This is a genomic window from Roseomonas alba (assembly GCF_019430885.1).
GTDB classification, from domain to species: Bacteria; Pseudomonadota; Alphaproteobacteria; order Acetobacterales; family Acetobacteraceae; genus Neoroseomonas; species Neoroseomonas alba.
Genome location: NZ_JAHYBZ010000003.1, coordinates 60,107 through 84,416, shown reverse-complemented (window position 1 = coordinate 84,416; position 24,310 = coordinate 60,107). Strand labels below are relative to the sequence as shown.

Below are 24,310 nucleotides of genomic sequence, written 5' to 3'. Positions count from 1 at the left end.
TGCCGCGCGGGGCACCGCGCCTGCTCTGGCCTTTCAGAACGACTGTCCCGCCCGGCACCAGGTATCGGTTTCCAGAGGCCCTGTGGCCTTTGGTGGGGGAATGATTGGAGGGGGGCAAGGCCCCTCTCCGACGGTCCTGCCCTCACAGCCGAGGCAATCCGCGCCGCACCAGCGACGCGAAGAGCGTCCCGGCCCCGAAGGTCCAGGGCGGGCATTCATCCGTCCGGTCCACCTCGTTCACCAGCACGCCGAGCCGCGGGCTGCCGATGCGCACCTCGTCGCCCTCCTTGTGCGTGAAGCCCATTCCGGCCGCGCCGCGGTCCTTGGATGGCGAGAAGGGCGTGCCGAGATACAGCACCACCCCGTCCGGATACTGGTGATGCGCCCCGATCATCTGCGCCACCAGGTCGGCCGGGTCGCGGCTGATGGATCCCACCGCGCCGCGTTCCTCCAGCGCGAAGCCATCCCGTCCGCTGATGGTCAGCGTGATCTCCGCCTGCCGGATGTCCTCCAGGGTGAAGCCTTCATCGAACAGACGGATCATTGGTCCCAATGCGGCGGAGGCGTTGTTGTCCTTCGCGCGCCCCAGCAGCAGCGCGCTGCGCCCCTCCACGTCGCGCAGGTTCACGTCGTTGCCGAGCATGGCCCCCTGAATGCGGCCGCGGCTGTTCACCACCATCACGCATTCCGGTTCCGGGTTGGACCATTGCGAATTGGAATGCACCCCTACCTTCGATCCGATGCCGACCGCGGCCATGGGCGGGCATTTGGTGAAGATTTCCGCATCCGCACCGATGCCGACTTCGAGGTACTGGCTCCACCAGCCCTTCTCGACCAGCGCGGCCTTGACTTTCATCGCCTCGGCGCTGCCGGGCACGACGGCGGCAAGGTCGTCGCCGATGATGGCGCGGACCTCGGCGCGCACGGCCTCGGCGCGGGAGGCATCGCCGCGGCAGCGTTCCTCGATGACGCGTTCCAGCATGGAGCGGACATAGGTCACGCCGGCGGCCTTCACCGCCTGGAGGTCGATGGGCGCGAGCAACCAGGGCCTGTTGGGATCGCGCGCGTCATGGGCGGAGTTGGCGAGCAATCCGTCGAGGTCGAGCGCCAGCGGTGCGCCGCGCGTACGGATACAGCTGATGGGACTATCCTGTTCCATCCAGCGCGCCATGGTGCCGAAGGCGGGCGTCATGTCGAAGGCAGCGTCGCCGATGAAGCCGATGATGCAGGGCCCTGCGGCGGTCATGACGCGGGCGGCGAAGCTGCCCTGCGTGAAATCAGCCGGCAGGCAGGATCGATCGAGCCGCATGTGGTGGTCCTCCCCGAAATTCTTGTCAGTGGCAGGCTGACGGGGCGGGGCCAGTCTGCCAAGGGGGGGGGCGACCGTTACGCCGGGCAGGGCGCCACGTGGTTGCGTTGGCGGATCGCGGTCGATGTGAATGGCAGGCCTCGCCGGCCGCGCCAGGACGCATGAGCAGCTTGGATCGCGCTGGCCAGGCCGCAGGCGGAGCGGGCGCGCGCGGCGTCCAGCGTCGCGGCATCGGCGGTGCCGCTCGGCGGCACGCCGAGTTCCGCCTGGAGATCGGCCATGGCCTTGACCGTCCCGGCTTCGAACGCATACGCGAACAGGGCGAGATCGACGCCCGCCGGCAACCGGGCCGCACCCAGCGGTGCCCAGACCAGGCCGCGCAAAATGCGCGTCGCATCCTCGCTCCGCAGCGCCCGCAGCATGCCGATATCGGCCGGCCCGCCGATCCAGACCGAAAGCAGGCCCAGCCCGACGCCGTGCGCCGAGGGGCCGCCGAGCAGCGGATCATGGGCACGAAAGCCACCGTGTTCCGCCATCGTGGTCGCGGCGCAGGCAGCGAAGCGGTCCGGAGAGTCGAGCATGGCGCCAGAGTGGCGTCGCCACCGTTAAGCCAGCATTGATGCCGCATTCAGACCGGTAGCCCGCTCTTCCAAGGATAGCCGCGGCGCGCCTTGGCGAAGCCGTACTCGAACAGGCTGCCGAGGAAGACCGGGTCGAAGGGCTCGCTCTCCTCCGCGGTGAAGTCGTCCTCGATATAGGCGAGGCGGAAACCGATGCCGTGGCGGTGTGTGGCGGTTTGGATGCGATAAAGATCGCCGAGGCTCGCCGCGCTGATCAGCGTCGAGATCGCCCGGCCCGCAATGTCGAGCGCACGCCTGCGCACCGGCCCGCCCTGCACCGTCAGCCGCCCATTGCGCACGACATAGGCGGTGACCTCTGCCGGCGTCAGGCCCTGGCGGATGCGTGCCTCGCGGCTCTCGCCGAGGCCCGGCGGATAGAGATAGGCCTGGGCATAGGTGCCGCCATCGACATGCATCTCCTGATGCGGACGGCCATTCACCGTCACGTCGATCATCACCGGCGGGAACAGCCCCGGCACGGCCGCCGAGGCCAGCAGCACCTGGCGTGCCAGGGACAGCGCGCGCGGATCGCCGCTCGCCGCGATGGCGCCGAGGTTCCACCCCACCGGCCGCTGCGCATCGAGATTGGTCGTCGCGATGATGAGCTGCCGTCCCGCCCGGTAGCCCTCGGCGATCTCGGCCAGCAGTTCCTCGGTCATGAAGCGGGCGATGGTGTTGGCGAGCGGCGTGGTGTCCGACACCGCATCATCCACCAGCGCGGCGAGCAGCCCGCGATCCCGCAGCACGTCCACCGCCCCGCGCAGGCCCGTATAGGCCTCGCGCAGGTCGCCATCACGGCTGGGACCCACGAAGACCAGCGGCGCGGTCAGCGCGCCGGTTGAGATGCCTGTCACCACGTTGAAGACCGGCCGGGTCCCCGTCTCGGTCCAGCCGCAGGACAGCCCTGCCCCGAAGGCACCATTCTCGCCCCCGCCGGAGAAGGCGATGATCGAACTCGATGGCAGCGGGTCGCGCGGGCCGAGGCCGAAGGCGCGGCGCTGCCGGCGCCCCGCCTCGTTGAACTCGGCGACGATGCGCGGCAGGTCCTCGGGATCGGCGACGCAGAAGCGTTCGTTCGGCAGGCCGAGCGCGGTGGCAAGCCGGACATCGGATTGTGGCACCGGCGCGCCGCGCTCGCCGAGACCGCAGCCGGCCAGCATGGCGCCCGTGCCGCCCAGCAGCACGCGGCGGCCGACGTCTCTCGGGTTCGGGCTCCATCGCATGGAGGCAGGGTATCGCAGGGCATCCGCGGCGGGAAAGCGGGGACGGCTCAGAGTCTGTCGTGAACGTCCGGCGCTGGCCCGCACCCCCAACCCGGCCAACCATCGAGGATATTGTCGTCGGGTGGCCGGGTGGGGGTGCGGGCCGGCGCCGGACGTCAGAAGTCGTCTCACCCGATTTCTGCGACAGGCGCCTACACCGGCGGGCGCGACGCCCAGGGATATCCCCGCCGCGCACGCTGGAAGCCGTAGTCGAACAGGGCGCGCATGTAGCCCTGGTCGAAGGGCGCGGGCAGTTCCATGTCGAAATCCGTCCCGATGAAGGCGAGGTGGAAGCCGATGCCGTCGCGCTGCGTGTTGGCGTAGATGCGCAGCACGTCGTTGTAGCCGCTGGCCGCGATCATGGTGGCGATGGCGCGCCCCGCGATGCCGAGCGTGCGGCGCTCCACATCCGCCCAGTCGGGGTCGAGGCGCGCATTGCGGATGACATAGGCCTCGACGTCGCGCGCCGCGGTGCCGCGCCGGATGCGCTGCTGCCGCCCCGCGCCCAGCGAGGCCGGGTAGAGGAAGGCCTGCGCGAAGGCGCCGCCATCGACATGCATCTCCTGCCGCGCCTCGCCATCCAGCGTCACGTCGATCATCACGGGCGAGAAGGCGCCGGGAATGGCGGCCGAGGCGAGCAGGATGCGCCGCGCGAGGTCGAGCGCTCGCGGATGCCCGCTCGCCGCGATCGCCCCCATGTTCCAGATGACCGGAAGCTGCGCATCGAGCTGCGTGGTGCCGATCAGCATCAGCCGCCCGCCGCGATAGGCCTCGGCGATGGCGGCCAGCATCTCCGCGGTCATGTAGCGGGAGATGGTGTGGAACAGTGGCGTGTTGTCCGCGAGCCCGTCCGCGAAGACCGCCTGCAGCAACCCGCGCGAGCGCGCCACTTCGGCGAGCGTCAGCTGCGTATAGACCGAGCGGAGCTGCGCATCGTAGGCGCTGCCGAGAAATGCGAAGGGTGCGGTCAGCGCGCCGGTGCTGACCCCGGTGACGAGGTTGAACTCCGGCCGATTGCCGGCTTCGGTCCAGCCGCAGAGCAGGCCGGCGCCGAAGGCCCCATTCTCTCCGCCGCCCGAGATTGCGAGAAGGTTGACCGGCGGCAGAGGCGCGGTCGGGCCGAGGTTCAGCCGCTGCCGCATGCGCTCGGCGGCGGCCTGGAACTCGGCCTCCAGCCCCTGCAGGCCGGCCCGGCTGAACAGGCTGAAGCGCTCGTTCGGCAGGCCGATGACCGTCGCCTCCGTCATCCGGCCCCGCGGCACCGCAGGGCCACGCACCGGCAGCGCGCAGCTGGCAAGCAGGCCGGTGCCGCCCAGGGCGAGGAAGGATCTGCGGTGTGCTGCCATAGGGGCTCCGAGGGCGATTCGCGCGCGGATGATAGGCGATGCACGGCAGGCCCGCGCCCCCGTTGCAATTGCGGCGGGGGCCGCGACGGGCCACTCTTGCGTCACCAGAAAGAGCCGGAGGAACAACGTCATGACCAGCACCCGCCGTACCGTGCTGACCGCGGCTGCCGCGGCCACGCTCGGCACGCCCCGCATCGCGCTGGCCGCCTGGCCCGCCGACCGCCCCATCGAGGTGATCGTGCCCTATCCGCCTGGCGGCGGCGTGGACACCATGGCCCGCGTGATCCTGCCCGTGGTGCAGAACCACCTGCCGGGCGCCCGCTTCGTGGTGACGAACCGTGCCGGCGCCGGCGGGCAACTCGGCTGGGAAGCCGCCTTCACGGCGCCGGCCGACGGCTTCACCCTGGCGGCGACCTCGGTGCCGGCGCTCGTCACCTATCCGATGGAGCGCCCGACCCGCTATCGCCCCATGGAATTCACCTATATCGCGAATGTGGTGGACGATCCGGGCGGGCTGTTCGTTGGCGCCAATTCGCCGCTACGCACGCTCGCCGACCTGGTCGCGGCGGCCAAGGCGCGGCCGGGCGAGATCAGCTACGGCACCACCGGCATCGGCTCGGACGACCACCTGCTGGTCATCGGCTTCGAGGAAAAGATGGGCGTCCCGGCGATGACCCATGTGCCCTTCAACGGCATGGCGCCGCTCGCCACCGCCCTGGTCGGCGGGCATCTCCAGGTCGGCGCCTTCAACATGAGCGAGGGCCTCGCCCTGCTGCGCGACGGGCGCATCCGCAGCCTGGGCCAGGCCGCGGCGACGCGCTGGGCCGCCACCCCCGACGTGCCCACCTTCCGCGAGCAGGGCGTCGACCTGATCAGCGGCGCGACGCGCGGCATTGTCGCCCCGCCCGGCCTGCCCGAGGAGATACGCCAGCGGCTGGAAGGCGCCTTCCGCGCGGCCCTTGCCGATACCGACTTCGTGCGGGAGGCTGAGCGGCTCGGCCTGCCGCTCGCCCCGCGCATCGGTGCCGACTACCGCAACGACGTCGCGGCGCTGGAGACGCAGTTGCGCGGCCTCTGGCAGCGCCGCCCCTGGAAGGAACCATGACGGAAGCAGACACCGTTCACGTCGAGGCGCAGGCCCTCGGCGACTTCGTGCGGAGCATCGTGGCGGCGACCGGCGCCACGCCGGATGAGGCGGCGGAAGTCGCCGCCCATCTGCTGGAGGCGAACCTCCAGGGCCATGACAGCCACGGCATCATGCTGCTGCCGCGCTACGTGCAGCATGTCGGCGAAGGCAAGCTGACACCCAATGCCGCGCCGATGCCGATCCGGCAGGAGGCGTCGCTCGCGCTGTTCGACGGGCAGATGGGCTATGGCCAGCATGTCGGGCGCCTCGCCATGGATTGGGCGATCGAGGCGGCGCGCCAGCACGGCCACGCCGTGATGGGCCTGCGGAACGTCCACCACATCGGCCGCGTCGGCACCTATGGCGAGCAGGCGGCGCGGGCGGGGATGATCTCCGTCCACTTCGTCAACGGCGTGTCCGGCCCGCCCGCCGTCGCACCCTTCGGCGGTTCGGATGGGCGACTGTCCACCAACCCGGTCTGCATCACCATCCCGCCTGCGGTCGAGGGCGGCCAGCCGCTGGTGTTGGATTTCGCAACCTCGGCCATCGCCCTCGGCAAGTGCCGCGTGGCGTTCAACGCGGGACGCATGGTGCCCGAGAACGCGCTGGTGGATGCCACCGGGCAGGCGACGACCGATCCCGGCGTGCTGTATCGCGATGGACCGCGCGGCGCGCTGCTCTCCTTCGGCGCGCACAAGGGCTACGGGTTGGCGTTGGTCTGCGAACTGCTGGCTGGCGCGCTGCTGGGCGGCGCGACCGCCTGGCGGCCGGAATCGCGCACCCAGGGGATCATCAATTCCTGGCTCGCCTTCGTGGTCGACCCGGCGCGGTTCGGGGATGTGTCGCAGTTCCGCGCCGAGGTCGCGGCGGTGATCGCGGACGTGAAGTCGTCCCCCGCAGCGGACCCCGAGAACCCGGTGCTGGTGGCCGGCGAGAAGGAACGCATCACCAAGGCGAAGCGGCTCGCCGGCGGCATTCCGGTGGACGCGACGACCTGGGGGAACCTGGTAAAGGCGGCAAGCGGTCTCGGGATCAATGCGGTGCCGGAAATCCGCTGACGGAGCGAAGGAGGTTCCGCCCCTTCGAACGTCGTTCGCCGAAGGCCGAGGGGCCTACTGATCGTCTGCGGAACCGAGAGGGGCTTTGCCCCTCTCGGGCTCTCCCCAGCAAAGGCCGAAAGGCCTTTGCAAACCTCAACTTGGCGCTGGGCGCTGCTGTCAGAATGGGCGCCGAAACCCGCACCTGCGTACCAAGCGCGCTTGGTGGGTCCGGAAAGCCTGTCGCGCCCGGCACCAATCGTTTGCGGTCCAGGGGCTCCAAGCCCCTTGGCGGCGTGGCCCGGAGGGGCGGCGCCCCTCCGGTTTCCGGCAGCGGTGTCTTCGAGGCGTGGCCGGCCGTGGCGCGCTGACACCAGGATCAGGAACGGGGCCGCCGCTCCGCCCCAACCCGCCGCCTCAATCCACTCGCGCGCCGGACGCGCGGATGATCGGTGCGAAGGACGCTTCGTTCGCCGCGCGGAAGTCGGCCAGGCCTTCCGGTGTCGTGTACCAGGGTGTCGCTCCGTATTCCTGAAAGCGGGCGATCAGGTCCGGGCTTTCCAGGGCTCGCTTCGACAGGGTGTTGATGCGGTCCACGATGGCCGGCGCGATGCCGGCCGGTCCGAGCACCCCGCCCCAGGACGTGATCTCGAAGCCCGGCAGGAATTCCGCCATGGCCGGGATCTGGGGTGCCAGCGGGCTGCGCTGGGCGCTGGTGACGGCAAGCGCGCGCACCTTGCCGTCGCGCGCCTCGGCGAGGCCCTGCGGGATGTTGTCGAAGATCATGTGCACGCGCCCCGCCATGACGTCGATATGCGCTGGCGCGCCGCCGCGATAGGGCACGTGGAGGATATCGAGCCCCGCGAGCGTCTTGAACATCTCGCCCGAGATGTGGACCGTCGTGCCCGAGCCCGAGGAGGCATAGGCGTACCGACCGGGATTGGCCTTCAGCAGCGCGATCAGCTCGGGGACGGTCTGCGCCGGCAGGTCGTTGTTCACCACCAGCAGGTTGGGCAGCTGCCACAGCCCGGAGATGTAGGTGAAGTCCCGCCGCACATCGAAGGGCAGTCGCGCGAAGAGCGTCGGCGCGATGGACAACGAGGACACCGAGGCGAGGCCGATGGTGTTGCCGTCGGCGGGGGACCGGGCGATGGCCTCGGTGCCGACATTGCCGGCGTTGCCGGAGCGGTTCTCGACGATGAACTGCTGGCCGGAGATCTCGCTCATCTTCTGGCACCAGAGGCGCGAGAGGATGTCGGTACCGCCACCGGGCGGGAAGATGCCGATGAAGCGGATGGGGCCGGTCGGCCATTGGGCCTGGGCAACGGCGGGCGCAGCAAGGGTGGCACCGGCGGCCGCGAGCACGGCGCGGCGGGACGTGGACGTCATGCAGTTCTCCCTGTCGGCTCTGAAGGCCGTGCCCCCATCGGACGATGCCGGGGGCGGGAGCGTCAAGCGTCGCGTCGGAAGCAACCCAGGCTGTGGTCGTTGACGATGCCCACGGCCTGCAGCCAGGCCTGCACGATGGTCGGGCCGACGAATTTGAAGCCGCGGCGCTTGAGCTCCTTCGAGATGCGCTCGGCGAGCTCGGCGGAGGCCTTCTGCGTCGTGCCGTCGCCGCGCAGGACGGTGCCGCCGGTGAAGGACCAGCAGAAATCGGTGAAGCTCTCGCCGCGGGATTCCATGTCGCAGAAGATCTGCGCGCCCTTGATGGTCGCCTCGATCTTCGCGCGGGATCGGATGATGCCGGCATCGGCGAGCAGGCGCGTGATGTCGGCCTCGGTGAAGCGGGCGACGATTGCGGGGTCGAAGCCGGCGAAGGCGGCGCGGAAGTTCTCGCGCTTGCGCAGGACGGTGATCCAGGCGAGGCCGGCCTGGAACCCTTCGAGCATCAGGCATTCCCACAGGGCGCGCGGGTCGCGCTGGGGCACGCCCCATTCGCTATCGTGGTAGTCACGCTCAAGGGGATCATTCTCCGCCCAGCGGCAGCGATGGACCGAGGTCATGAATTCGTGATCCAGCATGTGATGACTGCATGAAGCAAAGCGCAGAGCTTTGCAGGCATTCCTGAACAAATCAAGAACATATGGTTCGGGCGCTGAGCGCGCTGCGCCGCAAACCATGCCGCTTCGGTTGTAGAGAGGGGGCTTCGACACACGTGAGAATCGGGGTCCCGCGGTGCAGCTACACCGAAGCGGAAGCCGATCCGCCGTCAAAAGAAAGGCCCGGAACCCCTTGGGGGACCGGGCCTAGTCAACAGGGAGGCTTCACGTCTGGGAGACGAGGGATCCCGTAGGACCCCTTCCGACCTAGTCGCCGGATGTCCAAAACCTAATCCCGGAATCGACATGCGTGTTTCTCGATATGCACCACCCCGATATGCAGGAGGTGCATGCCTTTCGCTCACCCTTGTGTGATGCGCGTGACAGCCGGCTGCGCAACGAAGCGGCAGGCTGTTCAGCCCGTTGCATTGACCAGTTCCGCGACGAGAAAATCGCGGAACACGGAGACGCGCTTCGAATGCCGCATCTCCTCCGGATAGACGAAGAAGGCCTCGAAGCGGGGCGCCTTCACCTCCGGCAGGATCTGCACCAGATCATCGAGCTGGTCGCCGATATAATCGGGCATCGCCGCGATCCCGAGCCCGCTGCGCACCGCGGCCAGGATGCCGGGCAGGGAGTTGATCTCGATGGCGGTGCGGCGCGGCGTGCCGGGACGGCGCCCGGCCTCGGCCAGCCAGTTGATGTTGTCGATCGGCGGCCTGTAGTCGCCGTAGATGATCAGCCGATGCGCATCGAGATCCTCGACCCGCTGGGGAATCCCCATGGTCTTGAGATAGGCTGCCGACCCGCAGACCTTCCAGCCGAAGGTCGCGATATGCCGCTGGATCAGGTCCGGCTGCCGCGGTGGATGCATGCGGATCGCGACATCGGCCTCGCGCATCGCCAGGTCGAGGTCCGCATCGTCCAGCAGCAGCGTGATGCTGATCTCGGGATGCTGCGCCAGCAGCTTGTTCAGCCGCGGCGCCAGCCAGGCACTGCCGAAACCGGTCGTCGTCGTGACCTTCAGCCGCCCGGCCGGTCGCTCGCGACTCTCGGTCAGCAGGGCCTCGGTCATCGCCAGTTTCGCGAAGACTTCCCGCACTGTCCGGTTCAGCGCCTCGCCCTGCTCGGTCAGGATCAGGCCGCGCGCATGGCGGTGGAACAGCGGGACCGTCAGCGCCTCCTCCAGCGCCTGGATCTGGCGGGAGACAGCGGATTGGCTGAGGTTCAGGGTCTCGCCGGCATGGGTGAAGGACCCCGCCTCGGCGACCGCGTGGAAGACGCGGAGCTTGTCCCAGTCGATCGGCATCAGGCGGCTGCTTGCTCCGTCTCGGCATCCATGGCGGCAAGGAACTTCTCGGCTTCCAGCGCCGCCATGCAGCCGGTCCCCGCGGCGGTGACCGCCTGACGATAGACCTTGTCCTGCACGTCGCCCGCTGCAAAGACCCCAGGCACGGATGTGCGCGTCGTGCCGGGCGTGGTGACGATATAGCCCTCGGCGTCGGTATCCACCTGGCCGACGAACAGCGCCGTCGCCGGCGCGTGGCCGATGGCGACGAAGACGCCGTCGAACGGCACCTCGGACGTTGCGCCCGTCTTGGCATTGCGCAGCGCCAGGCCGCGCGCGACCGGCACGCGGCCGGACGGATCCGCCAGCACCGCCTCCGGCACCGTGTCCCACAGCACCGAGATGTTCGGCTTCGCGAACAGCCGCTGCTGCAGGATCTTCTCCGACCGCAGGCTGTCGCGGCGATGGATCAGCGTGACATGGCGGGCGAGGTTCGACAGGTACAGCGCCTCCTCCGTCGCCGAATTGCCGCCGCCGATCACCGCGACATCCTTGCCGCGATAGAAGAACCCGTCGCAGGTCGCGCAGGCCGACACGCCGAAGCCACCCAGCTCCTTCTCCCCCGGGATGCCGAGCCAGCGTGCCTGCGCGCCGGTCGCGATGACGATCGCCTCGGCCTCATAGGTCGCGCCCGAATCCCCGGTCGCGCGGAACGGCCGGCGCGACAGGTCGACAGCGGTCACGATGTCGTAAACGACCGTCGCGCCGACATGCTCGGCCTGCTTCTGCATCTGCGCCATCAGCCAGGGGCCCTGGATGGCCTCGGCGAAGCCCGGGTAGTTCTCCACATCCGTGGTGATGGTGAGCTGCCCGCCCGGCTGCAGCCCGGCCACCACGAGCGGCGCCAGCCCTGCGCGCGCGGCATAGATCGCGGCCGTATAACCGGCCGGGCCAGCGCCGATGATCAGGAGACGGGTGCGGTGAATCTCGGCCAAGGCACGCATTCCATTGCTTGTTGCCAGTGTGACGATATCGGGCACTCCCGGCGCCCCCACAACCCGACGCCTTGATGGATTGGGGTCCTGCAATGATATTGCGCCAGGGGCCGAGCCTGAGCAACGAAGCATACGAGTCGTCACGATGAACCGCGAACCCGAACCGGACCTCGATTCGGTGGACCTGCATATCCTCACCGAACTCCAGCAGGACGGGCGGATGACCAATGTCGAGCTGGCCCGGCGGGTGAACCTGTCAGCGCCCCCCTGTCTGCGCCGCGTCCGGCGGCTTGAGGAAACCGGCATCATCCGCGGCTACCACGCCGATGTGGACCCGGTGGCGCTCGGCTGGGAAATCACCTTCTTCGCCCTGGTGGGGCTGGAATCCCAGAAGCAGGCCATCCTCGAAGCCTTCGAGGTCCTGGCCACCACCTGGCCCGAAGTGCGCGAATGCCACATGATCCGCGGCGGCGGGGACTTCCTGCTGCGCCTGGTTGCGCGGGACACGGCACATGAGAACGAACTCACCAGCCGACTGACCAACGCGCCGAGCGTGCTGCGCGTGCAGACGTTGCAGACGATCCGGACGGCGAAGGACGCGGCAGGGGTGCCGATCGGGTGAAGTCGCCGCCAGGGAGGGCTCTGCCCTCCCCGGACCCCACCCGCCAAGGGCCCACGGCCCTTGGATCCCACTTTGTTGGCAGGGCGCCCGGGGAAGGGCAGGGGCGCGCTTGCCGGTTCCCGATCCGGAACATACCGCCCAGCCCTGTCGGTGACGTTTTCAGCGGCAAGGCTCGGCGATATGGCGCACGAGGTTGGTGGGGCTGCCGCGCACGAAAGCAGGACTCTGATATCAAGGCATTCGTAGGGCTGGCCGCTATCAGTCGGTGAGAGGCCCTTTGACCCTGGGTGGCCGGCCGCCGACCCTCGGCCAAGCGGACTGTACGCAACGGGAAGCGTTCGCGCGATCCGGCGATGGGAACACGATCAAGGCGTCGTGCAGAGCGTTTCGCTTCGATCCCCAGCCGATCTTTCATGCGTGGCGCCAGGTATCGGTTTCCAAAGGCCCTGTGGCCTTTGGTGGGTGAGGCCCGGAGAGGGGCAAAGCCCCTCTCCGGTCGCGCGTCTCACCCGCGCCGTACCACGTAATCCGCCGCTTCCATCGCCGCGATGATCGCGTCGCCCTGCGCCGCGTCGCGCACCTCGATCATCAGGTGCAGTTCCGTGCTCTGCACGGTCGGTGCGCCAAACAGCTGCTGATGCTTCACCTCGATGACGTTGCCGCCGACATCGGAGATGCGCTTGGCGATATCCGCCAGCACGCCGGGCCGGTCGGGAATGTCGAAATGCAGGCGCATGATGCGCCCGTCGCGCAGGAGCTGCCGCAGCAGCACGTTGGACAGCGCGCGCGCGTCGATGTTGCCGCCGCAGACCGTGGTGCCGACGACGCGCCCCTTGAAGCGCTCGGGATAGGTCAGCACGGCGGCGAGGCCCGCGGCACCTGCGCCTTCGGCCACGACCTTGGCGCCCTCGGCCAGCAGGGCGACGGCCTGTTCCACGGCGCGTTCGGGGACCAGCAGCACCTCGCTGTGGCAGCGGCGCAGGATGTTGAGCGGCATCTCGCCCACGTCGCGCACGGCAATGCCCTCGGCGATGGTCGGGCCGCCGACCGAGACGGGCTCGCCCGCCAGGCGCTGCGCCATGGCGGGATAGCCCTGCACCTCGACGCCGAAGACCGGCACGCCGGGGCGCAGCGTGGCGGCGACGGTGGCCGTGCCGGCGCACAGACCACCGCCGCCGATCGGGATGACGAGGGCCTCGATCTCCGGCGCGTCCTCGAGCATTTCGAGCGCCATGGTGCCCTGGCCGGCGATCACGCCGGCATCGTCATAGGGATGGACGAAGACCAGGCCCTCGCGCAGCGCGAGCTCATGCGCATGAGCCGCCGCTTCGGCCAGCGTCTCGCCATGCAGCACCACGCGCGCGCCCCAGGATTCGGTGCGTACCACCTTCGTGGACGGCGTGAACTTCGGCATGACGATCGTCGCCGCCACGCCGGCGAGCTGTGCATGCCGAGCCACCGCCTGCGCATGGTTGCCGGCCGACATGGCGATGACGCCGGCCTCGCGTTCGCGCTGGGTCAGCAGCGCCAGGCGATTCGCCGCGCCGCGTTCCTTGAAGGCACCCGTCGCCTGAAGATTGTCGAGCTTCAGGAAGACCCGCGTGCCGGCCACGCGGTTCACCGACGGATTCTCGATGGTCGGTGTGCGGATGATGGCGCCGCGAATTCGCTCGGCCGCGGCACGGATGTCGGCGAGCGTGACGCTCGGCGCGACAGGGGCCTCGGTGGTGCGGATCGCATTCACGGCGGACATGGGACTTCCTTGTTGGTGGACCAGAAAGACGAAGGGCGCACCGGGGAAGACCCCGGAGCGCCCTGGCCGCACAGCGTAATCTGGCAGGCGGTCAGGCGAATTTGACGGCGGTAATCTCGACGGACCGGGCGCCGCCGGGGGCGGGAACCTCGACGGAATCGCCGACCTTCCTGCCCATCAGCGCCTTGGCAAGCGGGGAGGTGACGGAGATCGACCCGTTCTTCATGTCGGCCTCATACTGGCCGACGATGCGATAGGTCTTCTCGTCCTCGCTTTCCTCATCGACGATGGTGACCTTCGCGCCGAACAACACCTTGTCGCCCGTGAGGCGGCCGACGTCGATCACCTCGGCCGAGGGGATGATGGCCTCGAGCTCGCCGATGCGGCCCTCGATGAAGGACTGGCGTTCACGCGCGGCATGGTATTCGGCGTTTTCCGACAGGTCCCCATGGGCACGCGCTTCGGCGATGGCGCGGATGATGGCCGGGCGCTCTTCGGACTTGAGCACCTTCAGCTCCTCCTCGAGACGCGCAAGACCTTCGGCGGTCATCGGGAACTTCTGCACGGCGAACCCTTCCCCAGGAATCACTGTCCCCCTCCCGGCCCTCGGTCCGGTTCTGCCAGGCCTGGCGGTCGGTGGGGGGGAGAGACAGGACGGGGGCCGAAACGGCCCCCATGCGGTCAGAACGACGTAGCAAAATACGCTTGCAGGGGCGCCACATCAAGGGTTCCGGCTTTCAGGGCCGCAATGGCATGGACCGCCGCCCGCGCCCCCGCCGCGGTGGTGTAGTGCGGAATGCCATGGGTCAGGGCTGACCGGCGGATGTCGAAACTGTCCGCCACCGACTGCCCGCCGCCCGAGGTATTGATCACCAGCTGGATGTCACCGGACTTGATCGCATCCACGCAATGCGGCCGGCCTTCCAGGACCTTGTTGACGATCTGGACCTCGAAGCCGGCGTCGCGGATGCGCGCCGCGGTGCCCCGGGTGGCGAGCAGCTTGAAGCCCATCTCGGTCAGCCGCCGGGCGAGCGTCACCGCCGCGGCCTTGTCGCTGTCCTTGACCGAGATGAAGGCGGCCCCTTCCTCCGGCAGCTTCACCCCCGCGCCGAGCTGCGACTTGAGGAAGGCGCGCTCGAAGGAATGGTCGAGGCCCATCACCTCGCCGGTGGACTTCATCTCGGGTCCGAGGATGACGTCGACATTCGGGAAGCGATTGAAGGGGAAGACCGCCTCCTTGACCGCGACGTGGCGGGAGATCGCGTCGTCATCCAGGGTGAAGGCGGACAGCTTCTCGCCCGCCATCACGCGCGCGCCGATCTTGGCGACTGCGATGCCGGTCGCCTTGGCAACGAACGGCACGGTGCGCGAGGCGCGCGGGTTCACTTCCAGCACGTAGATCTCGCCATCCTTCACCGCATACTGGACATTCATCAGCCCCTGCACCTTCAGCGCGCGGGCCATGGCTTCCGTTTCGGCCTTCAGTTCCGTGACGATCGCCGGCGGCAGGGAATAGGGCGGCAGGGAACAGGCGGAATCGCCGGAATGGATGCCGGCTTCCTCGATGTGCTCCATCACGCCGGCGACATAGACTGCGCCATCCGCGTCGCAGATGCAGTCCACATCGACCTCGATCGCATCCTGAAGATACTGGTCGATCAGGATGGGGTTCTCGCCCGAGACCTTCACCGCCTCGGCGCCGAAGCGGCGAAGCTGCTCGTCATTATGCGCGATTTCCATCGCGCGACCGCCGAGCACGTAGGAGGGACGCACGACGACCGGGTAGCCGATGCGGTTCGCCTCGGTGATCGCCTCGTCCAGCGTGCGCGCGGTGCCATTTTTCGGCTGCTTCAGGCCGAGGCCCTTCAGCAGGATCTGGAAGCGCTCGCGATCCTCCGCGATGTCGATCGCCTCGGCCGAGGTGCCGAGGATCGGGATGCCCGCCTTGTGCAGCGCCTGGGACAGCTTCAGCGGCGTCTGCCCGCCATACTGCACGATGCAGCCCAGCACCTCGCCGGATTCCTGTTCCTTGCGGATCAGGGCGATCACGTCCTCGGCGGTCAGCGGCTCGAAATACAGGCGGTCGGAGGTGTCGTAGTCGGTCGACACCGTCTCCGGGTTGCAGTTGACCATGATGGTCTCGTAGCCGGCGTCGCGCAGCGCGTAGCAGGCATGGACGCAGCAATAGTCGAACTCGATGCCCTGGCCGATGCGGTTCGGCCCGCCGCCGAGGATGATGGCCTTCTTGCGCCCGGTCGGCCGCGATTCGCAGACCGGCACGCCGAAGCCGCCCTCATAGGTCGAGTACATGTAGGGCGTCTCGGAGGCGAATTCCGCCGCGCAGGTGTCGATGCGCTTGTAGACCGGCTGCACGCCGAGCTTGCCGCGCAGCGCCGCGACATCGGCTTCCTTCACGCCCGCCAGCACGGACAGTCGCGCGTCGGAGAAGCCCAGCGCCTTGAGTTTGCGCAGCGCGGTCGCGGTCTGCGGCAGGCCGATCTCGCGCACCGTGTTCTCGGCCTGCACGATCTTCTCGATCTCGCGCAGGAACCACGGGTCGAACTTGGAGGCCTCGTGGATTTCCTCGATCGACACGCCGGCGCGCATCGCCTGGGCGGCGACCAGCACCCGGTCGGGCTTGGGCGTCGCCAGCGCGGCATGGAAGGCCTGGGCCGACCCGTCACCGGGGGCGGGAATGTCGTCGAGACCCGACAGCCCCGTCTCCAACCCGCGCAGCCCCTTCTGCAAGGCTTCCGCGAAGGACCGCCCGATCGCCATGGTCTCGCCGACCGACTTCATGGACGTCGTCAGCGTTGCCGGCGTGCCGGGGAACTTCTCGAAGGTGAAGCGGGGGATTTTCACCACGACATAGTCGATTGTCGGCTCGAAGCTCGCCGGCGTGACCATGGTGATGTCGTTCTGCAATTCGTCCAGCGTGTAGCCGACGGCCAGCTTCGCCGCGACCTTGGCGATCGGGAAGCCGGTCGCCTTGGATGCCAGAGCGGAGGAGCGCGACACGCGCGGATTCATCTCGATGATGACCATGCGGCCATCGGCGGGGTTGATGCCGAACTGCACGTTCGACCCGCCGGTATCGACGCCGATCTCGCGCAGGCAAGCGATGGAGGCATCGCGCATGCGCTGATATTCCTTGTCGGTCAGCGTCAGCGCCGGGGCGATGGTGACGGAATCGCCCGTATGCACGCCCATCGCATCGAGATTCTCGATGGAGCAGATGATGATGCAGTTGTCCGCCTTGTCGCGGACCACCTCCATCTCGAATTCCTTCCAGCCGAGGACGCTTTCCTCGATCAGGACTTCGCTGGTCATCGAGGCCGACAGGCCGGCCGAGACGATCTGCTCGAATTCCTCGCGGTTGTAGGCGATGCCGCCGCCCGTGCCGCCCAGGGTGAAGGACGGACGGATGACGCAGGGCAGCCCCACCGCCTTCAGCCCCTCGCGCGCCTCGTCCATCGTATGCGCGATGGTCGATTTCGGGCTCTCGATGCCGATCTTCGACATGGCATCGCGGAACTTCTGCCGGTCCTCGGCCTTGTCGATCACCTCGGCCTTCGCGCCGATCAGCTCGCAGCCATACTTCGCGAGCACGCCGGCCTCGGCGAGCTTCAGCGAGGTGTTGAGCGCGGTCTGCCCGCCCATGGTCGGCAGCAGCGCGTCGGGGCGTTCCTTCGCGATGATCTTCTCGACGATCTCGGGCGTGATGGGCTCGATATAGGTCGCATCCGCCAGGCCCGGATCGGTCATGATCGTCGCCGGGTTGGAATTGACCAGGATGACGCGATAGCCCTCGGCGCGCAGCGCCTTGCAGGCCTGGGCGCCGGAATAGTCGAATTCGCAGGCCTGGCCGATGACGATCGGGCCCGCGCCGATGATGAGGATGGACTTGATGTCGGTGCGCTTCGGCATGGGGGTAAGGGCCTCTGGCGAAAGGAAGATCGAAGAAGGGGCTGGCTACGCTGCGGCGGACTGTCGTCGCGCCGCGAGCAGCAGCAGCGGCAGGATCAGCAGGTGTGGCAGCAGCCAGAACAGGGTCAGCGGCAGCCAGCGTTCCTCATCCGCCATCAGGAAGGGCGTCGCGCCATGCACGGCGGCGGAGAGGAAGAAGGCCGTCCAGGCCGCGCGCACCGGCGGCAGGATGCGCCGCAGCGCATGCGCCAGCGCGAAGAGCACGACGCCGGAATAGGCCAGCGCGAAAAGGCCGAGCGCGGCAGCCGACATCATGTCGCCTCCGGCTGCGGCAGGATCCGCGCCACGACAACGCCACCCATCACCGCACCCATCAGGGCGTCGCCGACTTGGGCCGGGCGCTCCATCAGGAAGGCCACGACGCCCGCGGCGACGAGCATCGCCGCATAGGAGGCGCCCGCGATCAGGAAGGCGCGCAGGCCACGGGACCCGTCGCGTATCGGCCGCGTGGCGAGCCAGAACACCGCGGCGCCGGGAAGGGCAGCCATCAAGGTGGTCATGGCGCCGCCGAGCTGGGCATCGAGCGTATGGCGGATCATGGCGGATGCGGCAGCGCCAGCAGGATCAGGAAGCCGATCAGGCCGACCAGGCCGCCGCCGATCAGCGCCCCGCCCATAGCTTCGTCGGTGTAGCTCGAACGTTCGAAAGTCAGGGCCCAGGTGCCGGAGGCCGCCATCGACAGGCCAAAGGCCGCGCAGGCGCTGACGAAGGGCCGCAGCGCCCGAACCGCCACCGCGAGCGGCCGCGTCAGCCACCAGAACAGCACCAGTGCCGGCGGCAGCGTCAGCAACGCTGCCACCGCCCCATGCGCCAGCGCATCCAGGCCATACATCATCACCGCCGCCCCTCCGTCGCCAGCTTCACCGCGATCAGCGCGAGCGCGGTGCCCAGGATCCAGCGCTGTGCCGCCATCCAGGCCGGACGCGTGCCGAGGAAGCGCGCGACACCCGCCGCGCCATAGACCAGCAGCCCGTCGAAGACGATCGCGACGCCGATCTGCACTGCCCCCAGCGCCGCGCCCTGCGCGAAGACGCTACCCAGTGCCGGGTCGATGAAGGGCGGCAGCACCGCCACGTAGAACAGAGCGACCTTGGGGTTCAGCGCCGCGGTCGCGAACCCCACCGCGAACAGCCGCCCAGGCGGCTCCTTCGGCATCGCCCGCGGTGCGAAGATCGGCTGCCCGCCCGGCCGCAGGCACTGCCACGCCAGATAGGCCAGATAGATCGCCCCGCCGATGCGCAGCACGTCCCAGGCATAGGGCACGGCGAACAGCGCGGCGGTCAGCCCCGCCGCCGCGCACAGCATGATCACCAGCGACCCGAACTGGCACCCCACCAGCGACACCAGGCCCGCCCCGGTCCCCTGCGCCAGCGCGCGGGAGACGAGGTAGAGCATGTTCGGCCCCGGCGTCGCCGCGAGCCCGAAGGACAGCGCGGCGAAGACCAGCAGGGTCTGGATCGAGGGCATCAGCCGTGCACCGAGAACCCGCCATCGACCGGGATCGCCACCCCGGTGATGAAGGCCGCGCTGTCGGAGGCGAGGAAGGCCGCCACCCCCTCGAAATCCTTCGGATCGCCCCAGCGCTTGGACGGCGTCCGGCGCAGCACGTCCTCGTTCAGCGTGGCCATGTCCTGCCGCGCCTTCTTCGTCAGGTCGGTGTCGATCCAGCCCGGCAGGATGACGTTCACCGTGATCCCGTCCGGCGCCCAGGCCACGGCGAGCGACTTCGTCATCTGCACCACCCCGCCCTTGGACGCGCCATAGGCCGCATGGAACGGAAGCCCGAAGATCGACAGCATCGACCCGTTGTTGATGACCCGCCCGACTCCGTGCTTCTTCAGCCAGGGATAGGCCGCCTGCGCCGCGATCATGCCGCTGGTCAGGTTGGTGGCGAGCACCGTGTGCCAGTCCTCCATCCGGTATTCCTCCGGACGGCGGCGGATATTGGTGCCCGCATTGTTCACCAGGATGTCGAGCCGGCCGAAACGATCGGCCGTGGTCGCGACGGTCTCGCGGATCGACGCCTCATCCGTCACGTCCATCTGGGCGCTGGCGGCGATGGCGCCGAGCGCCTTCAGCTCCGCCACCGCCGCGGCGTTCTTCTCGGCGTTGCGCCCGGCGATCATCACCGCGGCACCGGCCTTGGCCAGCCCGCGCGCGAAGCCCAGCCCGATGCCGCCATTCCCGCCGGTGACGAGCGCGACGCGCCCCTTCAGGTCGAACATCCGTGTTTCCCTCTCCCTATCGCCCGCGCGGCCGATCCGGTCGGTCGCGCGGCCGGCTCAGGCGCCGGCCTTGTGCGCCTCGATCATCTCCACGAAGCGGTGGAAGAGGTAGTGGCTATCGCTCGGCCCCGGGCTGGCTTCCGGGTGGTACTGCACCGAGAAGGCCGGGCGGTCGGTCGCGGCGATGCCCTCATTGGTCCCGTCGAACAGGGACACATGGGTCACCGTGGCATTCCCCGGCAGGGTCTTGGGGTCGACCGCGAAGCCGTGGTTCTGGCTGGTGATCTCGACCTTCCCGGTGGTCAGGTCCTTCACCGGCTGGTTTGCCCCGCGATGCCCGCGGGCGAGCTTGTAGGTCTTCGCCCCCAGCGCGAGCGCCAGCAGCTGGTGCCCCAGGCAGATGCCGAAGACCGGCAGCTTCGCGTCCATCACGCCCTGGATCGCCGGGATGGCGTATGCGCCCGTCGCCGCGGGGTCGCCGGGGCCGTTTGACAGGAAGACGCCGTCCGGCTTGTGGGACAGGATGTCCTCCGCGGTCGCGGTGGCGGGCACCACCACCACCTCGCAGCCGGCCGAGGCCAGGCAGCGCAGGATGTTGCGCTTCGCCCCGTAATCCACCGCGACGACCTTGTGCTTCGGCGCCGCCTGGATGCCGAAGCCCTCCGGCCAGGCCCATTCCGTCTCGTTCCAGGCGAAGGTCTGGCGGGTCGTGACCTCCTTGGCGAGGTCCATCCCCTCCAGCCCCGGCCAGCCGGCGGCCTGGGCCTTCAGCGCGGCAATGTCGAACTTCCCATCCGCCTTGTGGCAGATGACGCCGTTCGGCGCGCCCAGGTCGCGGATGCGCGCGGTCAGGGCACGGGTATCGATGCCCGACACGCCCGGGATGCCATGCGACACCAGCCAATCCCGCAGGTTCTTCGTGGCGCGGTAGTTGGACGGCTCGGTGACGTCCTGCTTCACAACCAGGCCGCGCGCGGCCGGGGTGATGGTCTCGATATCCTCGGGGTTCGTCCCGACATTGCCGATATGCGGGAAGGTGAAGGTGATGATCTGCCCGGCATAGGAGGGGTCGGTCAGCGTCTCCTGATACCCGGTCATGCCCGTGTTGAAGCAGATCTCGCCGACCGTCGCGGCCTCGGCCCCGAAGCCTCGGCCCCAGAAGATCGTCCCATCGGCCAGCACCAGGCAGCCCGTCGCACCTTCGGGGGGAGTATCGGCCGCGTTCATATCGGGTTCCGTCTTCTGGGTTTCCGTGGGCGCGCCGGGAAGATCGGCGAGGGACAGGCCGGTCGCGGACAGGATCGCCGGCCAGTGCTTGGCCGGGATGGCCTTGGCCTGGCGCCATTTGCGGATGGCCTCGGTGCCGACGCCGCAATGATTCGCTGCCGCCTCGGAACCCCCGAGCAGCCCGATGATGTCTTCCACGGTGCGCATGGCGGGAGACATATCGGGAATGGATTTCCCAGCGCAAGCTGAATCAGTCGGGTGGGAAATTTCCTCCCGCGCGAACCCTGCGCTATAGGGCGCCCAACAGACGAGGAACCATTGCCATGTCGCTCCGCGACCGCTTCCTGGACGAGCTCAAGACCGCCATGCGGGCCAAGGATGCCGAGCGCGTCTCCACGCTCCGCATGATCCAGGCCAAGCTGAAGGACACCGACATCGCCGCCCGCCCCGGCCCGCCGGTGGACGAGGCCGGCATCATCGCCATGTTGCGGGGCATGGCGAAGTCGCGCGCGGAATCGGTCGCCCTCTACCGCCAGGGCGGCCGCGAGGAACTCGCTGCGAAGGAGGAGGCCGAGATCGCCGTGATCGACAGCTTCCTCCCCCAGCAGATGGACGAGGCCGCCATGACCGCCGCCGTCGAGGCCGCGGTGGCCGAGACAGGCGCTGCCTCGATCAAGGACATGGGCAAGGTCATGGCCGTGCTGCGCGCGAAGCACGCCGCGACCCTGGACATGGCCAAGGCCGGGCCGATGGTGAAGGCGCGCCTGGGCGGCTGAACCCGCGCGGCGCCGGGCGACCCGTGAAACGGGGTATCAGAGAGGCGCACTGTGCATGACTGAGACGATCTCCTGGACCGGCCTGGCCGTCCTCGTGCTGCTCATCCTGGCGGGCATTGTTGCGGGGCTGCTCTACGCGAAGCTCAAGGACGCCATCCTGCAGTTCCAGCGCCGGCTCGACGGCATCGGGCAGGATCTGGCGGCGGCGGGGCGGGAGATGGCGGGGACCCGGCAGGACGTGGCGGAGATCCGGCAGGAGATGGCCGGTAGCCGGCAGGAGGCGACGGGAACCCGGGAGGAGACGGCCGTCGCCCGGCAGGAACTTGCGGCGCTCCGGCAGGATGCCGCAGCATTCCGGGAGGAAGCCGTCGCTGCCCGGCAGGTGGCGGCTGCCGACCCGGCCGAAACGGCCGCGATCCGGCAGGAGATGGCCGCGCTGGTGCAGCGTGCCGACGCCATCCGGGCGGACCTGGCGCGGCTCTTCACCACGACGCGCGTCGCGAACATCCTCGCCAATCCGATCGTTCTCGACCACCTGGCCGCGCTGCGTGAGGAGATCGTCCCCCCGCCGCGCGTAAGCTATCCCTTCCGCGCCGCGGTGGGTGCTCTCGCGCCCCGGATCACGCGGCGCGCCGGGACGACGGTGCTGTGCACGGTCGCACTCGGGGAGGCCTATCTCGCCAAGATCCGGCCCGCCATCCTCTCGCACGAGGCCTATGCCGAGGCGCGCGGCATCAGCCACGCGATCCTGTCGGACCCGCCAAGCTACATCGACCGGCCGCCATCCTGGATGAAGATTGCCCTGATCATGCACCTGTTCGCGCAGGGCTTCGATCGCGTGGCCTTCGTCGATGCCGATGCGCTGATCACCAATCCCGCTTTCGACCTGGATGCCGCCTTCGGCGCCCGCTCCCCCAACGGGTCGCTGACGCTGACCGAAGACGAGGCCGGCATCAATTGCGGCGTGATGTTCCTTGAGGACGGTCCTGCCATCCGGCGCGTCCTCGACCTGGTCTGGTTGTTCGATGCGGACATCACCAACGGGACCTGGGAGCAATACGCGCTGAAGGCGCTGATGGCGCTCTCGAACGACATCACCCAGCATATCACCATCGTGGACGACCCGCGGGTCTTCAACGCCTTCCCCGAGGAGAGGAACCGGTTCTACCGGACCATGGCGCGCAGCGTCTGGCAGCCAGGGGATTTCCTGTGCCACTTCTCCGGCATCCGCTCGCCGCACCTCGAGGCGCTGATCGAGCATTATGCCGCCAGGACGGCCTGGGGCCGCCTGCCATCGGACCAACCGGCCGGAACGCCCTGACGGCGCCCCGGCCAAAGCCCGGTCAGTTCGGCATTTCGAGGTCTTCGGACAGCACCACGATCTGGACGGCGTAGGACACTTCGCCATCCTCCGCGTCGCGGTGCACGGTGCCGATGAACTCGTCGCCGACACGCAGCTCGACGCTCGCGCCCTTGCGTTCCGGGGCGGTGACGGCGATGCGGTTGTTGCCGAAGAGGCGGCGCAGATGCGCCTGGACGGCGGCGCGTTCAGCCGGGGTCATGCTGGGTTCCCTGTGTCTGGAAGGCCGGCTGGATAGACCCGGCGGGCTGCGGGTGCAAATCCGCCGGATTTCCGCGGCGTCAGAGATCGTCTGAAAAGTCCGGCACCGGCCCGCATCCCCGCCCGGTCACCCGACAACAGCATGCTGAATTGGGTGCCGGGTGGGGATGCGGGTCGGTGCCGGACATGGACATGCGCCGACCGGCGCATGTCCAAACGGTCTCTCAGCGCCCCAGATGCGGCGGCACCCGAAGGCCGAGCCGCCTCGGCACCGGCCAGACTTCCCGCACCGTGCGCAGCCTCTGGAACCCTGCGGCCACATAGGAGGGCAGGGCGCGCGGATGATCCGCCGTGCAGGTATTCACCGTCACCGCCGGCTTGCCCGCGGCCCAGGCGGTATCAACCGCATGGCGCAGGAAAGCGCGCCCCACCCCAGTGCCGATCGCCCAGGGCATCAGCCCGAAATAGGCGAGGTTCACCGCATGCGGATAACGGCGGTCGAGCTCGTAGAACCCCGCGGGTTCGCCATCCTTCATCAGCACATGGATCGACACCGCGGGCATGGACAGCAGCGCCGAGAGCTCCGCATCGGTGGCTGTGCGGCGCATCCACCACAGCCAGGGTTCGCCCACCGTGTCATAGAGGTAGCGATAGAAGGGCACCGAGCAGTGCCGCGCCTGTTCCACACGGACATCGGGCGGCAGGGGTCGGGACGGATCGCTGGGCGGCGTGTCCATCCGCAGGAAGGTGACGTCGACCGTCACTTCCTCGATCTCATTCATCGTTGCCGCCATTCGTGCGACCCTCTCCTGATGGCGCGACTCTCGCGATGGCGAAGGGCGTGGTCAACAGAGGCGCTCTGCGGGCGGGAGGCGGACCCTGGCCCGCTCGCCTCAACCGCCAGGCCGAACTGCTGCCTGCCCGCCGGATCTTGTGCCGCGCACCACAATCGATATTCAAAGGCCGGCTTGTTTCCGGTGACGAGTTGGAGGGGCTTTGCCTCTCCAGGCCACCCCAGCAAAGGCCGAAAGGCCTTCGCGGACCTCAACGTGGTGCCGGGCGCCGCTGACGGAATGGTGGCGAAGCGCGCTCTTGCGCACGAGGCGGGCTTCGAGGGGCCAATACGGGCTTTCT

Annotated in this window: 24 protein-coding genes; 5 read left to right on the top strand and 19 right to left on the bottom strand. The window is 68.8% G+C overall.

Annotated features, from left to right (window positions below; translation table 11 throughout):
* Nucleotides 1-142: 142 nt before the first annotated feature.
* The 4 genes from KPL78_RS09160 to KPL78_RS09145 all read right to left on the bottom strand — a co-directional run bounded on the left by KPL78_RS09160 (nucleotide 143) and on the right by KPL78_RS09145 (nucleotide 4,537).
* Nucleotides 143-1,309, bottom strand: coding sequence for a fumarylacetoacetate hydrolase family protein (locus KPL78_RS09160; protein WP_219762639.1), 1,167 nt, complete (start codon nucleotides 1,307-1,309; stop codon nucleotides 143-145).
* A gap of 77 nt (nucleotides 1,310-1,386) precedes the next feature.
* Entirely contained in the window at nucleotides 1,387-1,890 is a 504-nt protein-coding gene (locus KPL78_RS09155; RefSeq protein WP_219762638.1) for a glycosyl hydrolase 108 family protein, read from the bottom strand.
* Nucleotides 1,891-1,937: 47 nt separating this feature from the next.
* Complete coding sequence (locus KPL78_RS09150) at nucleotides 1,938-3,152, bottom strand: patatin-like phospholipase family protein (RefSeq protein WP_219762637.1); 1,215 nt, start codon at nucleotides 3,150-3,152, stop codon at nucleotides 1,938-1,940.
* Between the two features lie 191 nt (nucleotides 3,153-3,343).
* Nucleotides 3,344-4,537: a patatin-like phospholipase family protein gene (locus tag KPL78_RS09145; protein WP_219762636.1), complete on the bottom strand. Its 1,194-nt coding sequence runs from the start codon at nucleotides 4,535-4,537 to the stop codon at nucleotides 3,344-3,346.
* Between the two features lie 130 nt (nucleotides 4,538-4,667).
* Here KPL78_RS09145 and KPL78_RS09140 point away from each other — a divergent pair, with 130 nt between their 5' ends.
* On the top strand, nucleotides 4,668-5,642 hold the full coding sequence (locus tag KPL78_RS09140; protein ID WP_219762635.1) for a Bug family tripartite tricarboxylate transporter substrate binding protein: 975 nt from the start codon (nucleotides 4,668-4,670) through the stop codon (nucleotides 5,640-5,642).
* Nucleotides 5,639-6,721: a malate/lactate/ureidoglycolate dehydrogenase gene (locus tag KPL78_RS09135; protein ID WP_219762634.1), complete on the top strand. Its 1,083-nt coding sequence runs from the start codon at nucleotides 5,639-5,641 to the stop codon at nucleotides 6,719-6,721. The genes KPL78_RS09140 and KPL78_RS09135 overlap by 4 nt, the downstream gene beginning before the upstream one ends.
* 396 nt (nucleotides 6,722-7,117) lie before the next feature.
* On the opposite strand, the gene KPL78_RS09130 is transcribed toward KPL78_RS09135, so the two are convergent.
* From KPL78_RS09130 to trxB, 4 genes are all read right to left on the bottom strand, one after another.
* Nucleotides 7,118-8,089 (bottom strand): Bug family tripartite tricarboxylate transporter substrate binding protein, encoded by a 972-nt coding sequence (locus tag KPL78_RS09130; protein WP_219762633.1) that lies wholly within the window; start codon nucleotides 8,087-8,089, stop codon nucleotides 7,118-7,120.
* Between the two features lie 62 nt (nucleotides 8,090-8,151).
* Nucleotides 8,152-8,724, bottom strand: a complete 573-nt coding sequence (locus tag KPL78_RS09125; RefSeq protein WP_255568812.1) for a DNA-3-methyladenine glycosylase I — start codon at nucleotides 8,722-8,724, stop codon at nucleotides 8,152-8,154.
* A 433-nt stretch (nucleotides 8,725-9,157) separates the two neighbouring features.
* On the bottom strand, nucleotides 9,158-10,051 hold the full coding sequence (locus KPL78_RS09120; protein ID WP_219762632.1) for a LysR family transcriptional regulator: 894 nt from the start codon (nucleotides 10,049-10,051) through the stop codon (nucleotides 9,158-9,160).
* Entirely contained in the window at nucleotides 10,051-11,025 is a 975-nt protein-coding gene (trxB, locus tag KPL78_RS09115) for a thioredoxin-disulfide reductase (RefSeq protein WP_219762631.1), read from the bottom strand. The genes KPL78_RS09120 and trxB overlap by 1 nt, the downstream gene beginning before the upstream one ends.
* A 145-nt stretch (nucleotides 11,026-11,170) precedes the next feature.
* Here trxB and KPL78_RS09110 point away from each other — a divergent pair, with 145 nt between their 5' ends.
* Nucleotides 11,171-11,647 carry an Lrp/AsnC family transcriptional regulator gene (locus tag KPL78_RS09110; RefSeq protein WP_219762630.1) on the top strand — a complete coding sequence of 159 codons (477 nt, stop codon included), beginning with the start codon at nucleotides 11,171-11,173 and terminating at the stop codon, nucleotides 11,645-11,647.
* Nucleotides 11,648-12,152: 505 nt separating this feature from the next.
* Here the strand turns inward: KPL78_RS09110 and KPL78_RS09105 are convergent.
* From KPL78_RS09105 to carA, 9 genes are all read right to left on the bottom strand, one after another.
* Nucleotides 12,153-13,400: a threonine ammonia-lyase gene (locus KPL78_RS09105; RefSeq protein WP_219762629.1), complete on the bottom strand. Its 1,248-nt coding sequence runs from the start codon at nucleotides 13,398-13,400 to the stop codon at nucleotides 12,153-12,155.
* 91 nt (nucleotides 13,401-13,491) lie between these two features.
* Entirely contained in the window at nucleotides 13,492-13,965 is a 474-nt protein-coding gene (gene greA / locus KPL78_RS09100; protein ID WP_219762628.1) for a transcription elongation factor GreA, read from the bottom strand.
* Nucleotides 13,966-14,081: 116 nt separating this feature from the next.
* Complete coding sequence (carB, locus tag KPL78_RS09095) at nucleotides 14,082-17,327, bottom strand: carbamoyl-phosphate synthase large subunit (RefSeq protein WP_219762627.1); 3,246 nt, start codon at nucleotides 17,325-17,327, stop codon at nucleotides 14,082-14,084.
* A 45-nt stretch (nucleotides 17,328-17,372) separates the two neighbouring features.
* Nucleotides 17,373-17,642 carry a hypothetical protein gene (locus tag KPL78_RS09090; protein ID WP_219762626.1) on the bottom strand — a complete coding sequence of 90 codons (270 nt, stop codon included), beginning with the start codon at nucleotides 17,640-17,642 and terminating at the stop codon, nucleotides 17,373-17,375.
* A complete protein-coding gene (locus tag KPL78_RS09085) occupies nucleotides 17,639-17,926 on the bottom strand; it encodes a hypothetical protein (protein ID WP_219762625.1) in 288 nt (95 codons plus the stop codon). Before KPL78_RS09085 ends, KPL78_RS09090 begins: the two co-directional genes overlap by 4 nt.
* Nucleotides 17,923-18,222 (bottom strand): hypothetical protein, encoded by a 300-nt coding sequence (locus tag KPL78_RS09080; protein WP_219762624.1) that lies wholly within the window; start codon nucleotides 18,220-18,222, stop codon nucleotides 17,923-17,925. The genes KPL78_RS09085 and KPL78_RS09080 overlap by 4 nt, the downstream gene beginning before the upstream one ends.
* Nucleotides 18,222-18,854, bottom strand: a complete 633-nt coding sequence (locus tag KPL78_RS09075; protein ID WP_219762623.1) for a LysE family translocator — start codon at nucleotides 18,852-18,854, stop codon at nucleotides 18,222-18,224. The genes KPL78_RS09080 and KPL78_RS09075 overlap by 1 nt, the downstream gene beginning before the upstream one ends.
* On the bottom strand, nucleotides 18,854-19,612 hold the full coding sequence (locus KPL78_RS09070) for an SDR family NAD(P)-dependent oxidoreductase (protein WP_219762622.1): 759 nt from the start codon (nucleotides 19,610-19,612) through the stop codon (nucleotides 18,854-18,856). Before KPL78_RS09070 ends, KPL78_RS09075 begins: the two co-directional genes overlap by 1 nt.
* A 57-nt stretch (nucleotides 19,613-19,669) precedes the next feature.
* Nucleotides 19,670-21,046 (bottom strand): glutamine-hydrolyzing carbamoyl-phosphate synthase small subunit, encoded by a 1,377-nt coding sequence (carA, locus tag KPL78_RS09065; protein WP_219762621.1) that lies wholly within the window; start codon nucleotides 21,044-21,046, stop codon nucleotides 19,670-19,672.
* 116 nt (nucleotides 21,047-21,162) lie between these two features.
* Between carA and KPL78_RS09060 the strand changes: the two genes are divergently transcribed.
* On the top strand, nucleotides 21,163-21,615 hold the full coding sequence (locus KPL78_RS09060) for a GatB/YqeY domain-containing protein (protein ID WP_219762620.1): 453 nt from the start codon (nucleotides 21,163-21,165) through the stop codon (nucleotides 21,613-21,615).
* Between the two features lie 55 nt (nucleotides 21,616-21,670).
* Nucleotides 21,671-22,936, top strand: coding sequence for a hypothetical protein (locus KPL78_RS30650; protein WP_219762619.1), 1,266 nt, complete (start codon nucleotides 21,671-21,673; stop codon nucleotides 22,934-22,936).
* A gap of 22 nt (nucleotides 22,937-22,958) precedes the next feature.
* Here KPL78_RS30650 and KPL78_RS09050 read toward each other — a convergent pair whose 3' ends face one another.
* Entirely contained in the window at nucleotides 22,959-23,177 is a 219-nt protein-coding gene (locus tag KPL78_RS09050; RefSeq protein ID WP_219762618.1) for a DUF3126 family protein, read from the bottom strand.
* Between the two features lie 223 nt (nucleotides 23,178-23,400).
* Nucleotides 23,401-23,958 (bottom strand): GNAT family N-acetyltransferase, encoded by a 558-nt coding sequence (locus KPL78_RS09045; RefSeq protein WP_255568810.1) that lies wholly within the window; start codon nucleotides 23,956-23,958, stop codon nucleotides 23,401-23,403.
* Nucleotides 23,959-24,310: the final 352 nt, after the last annotated feature.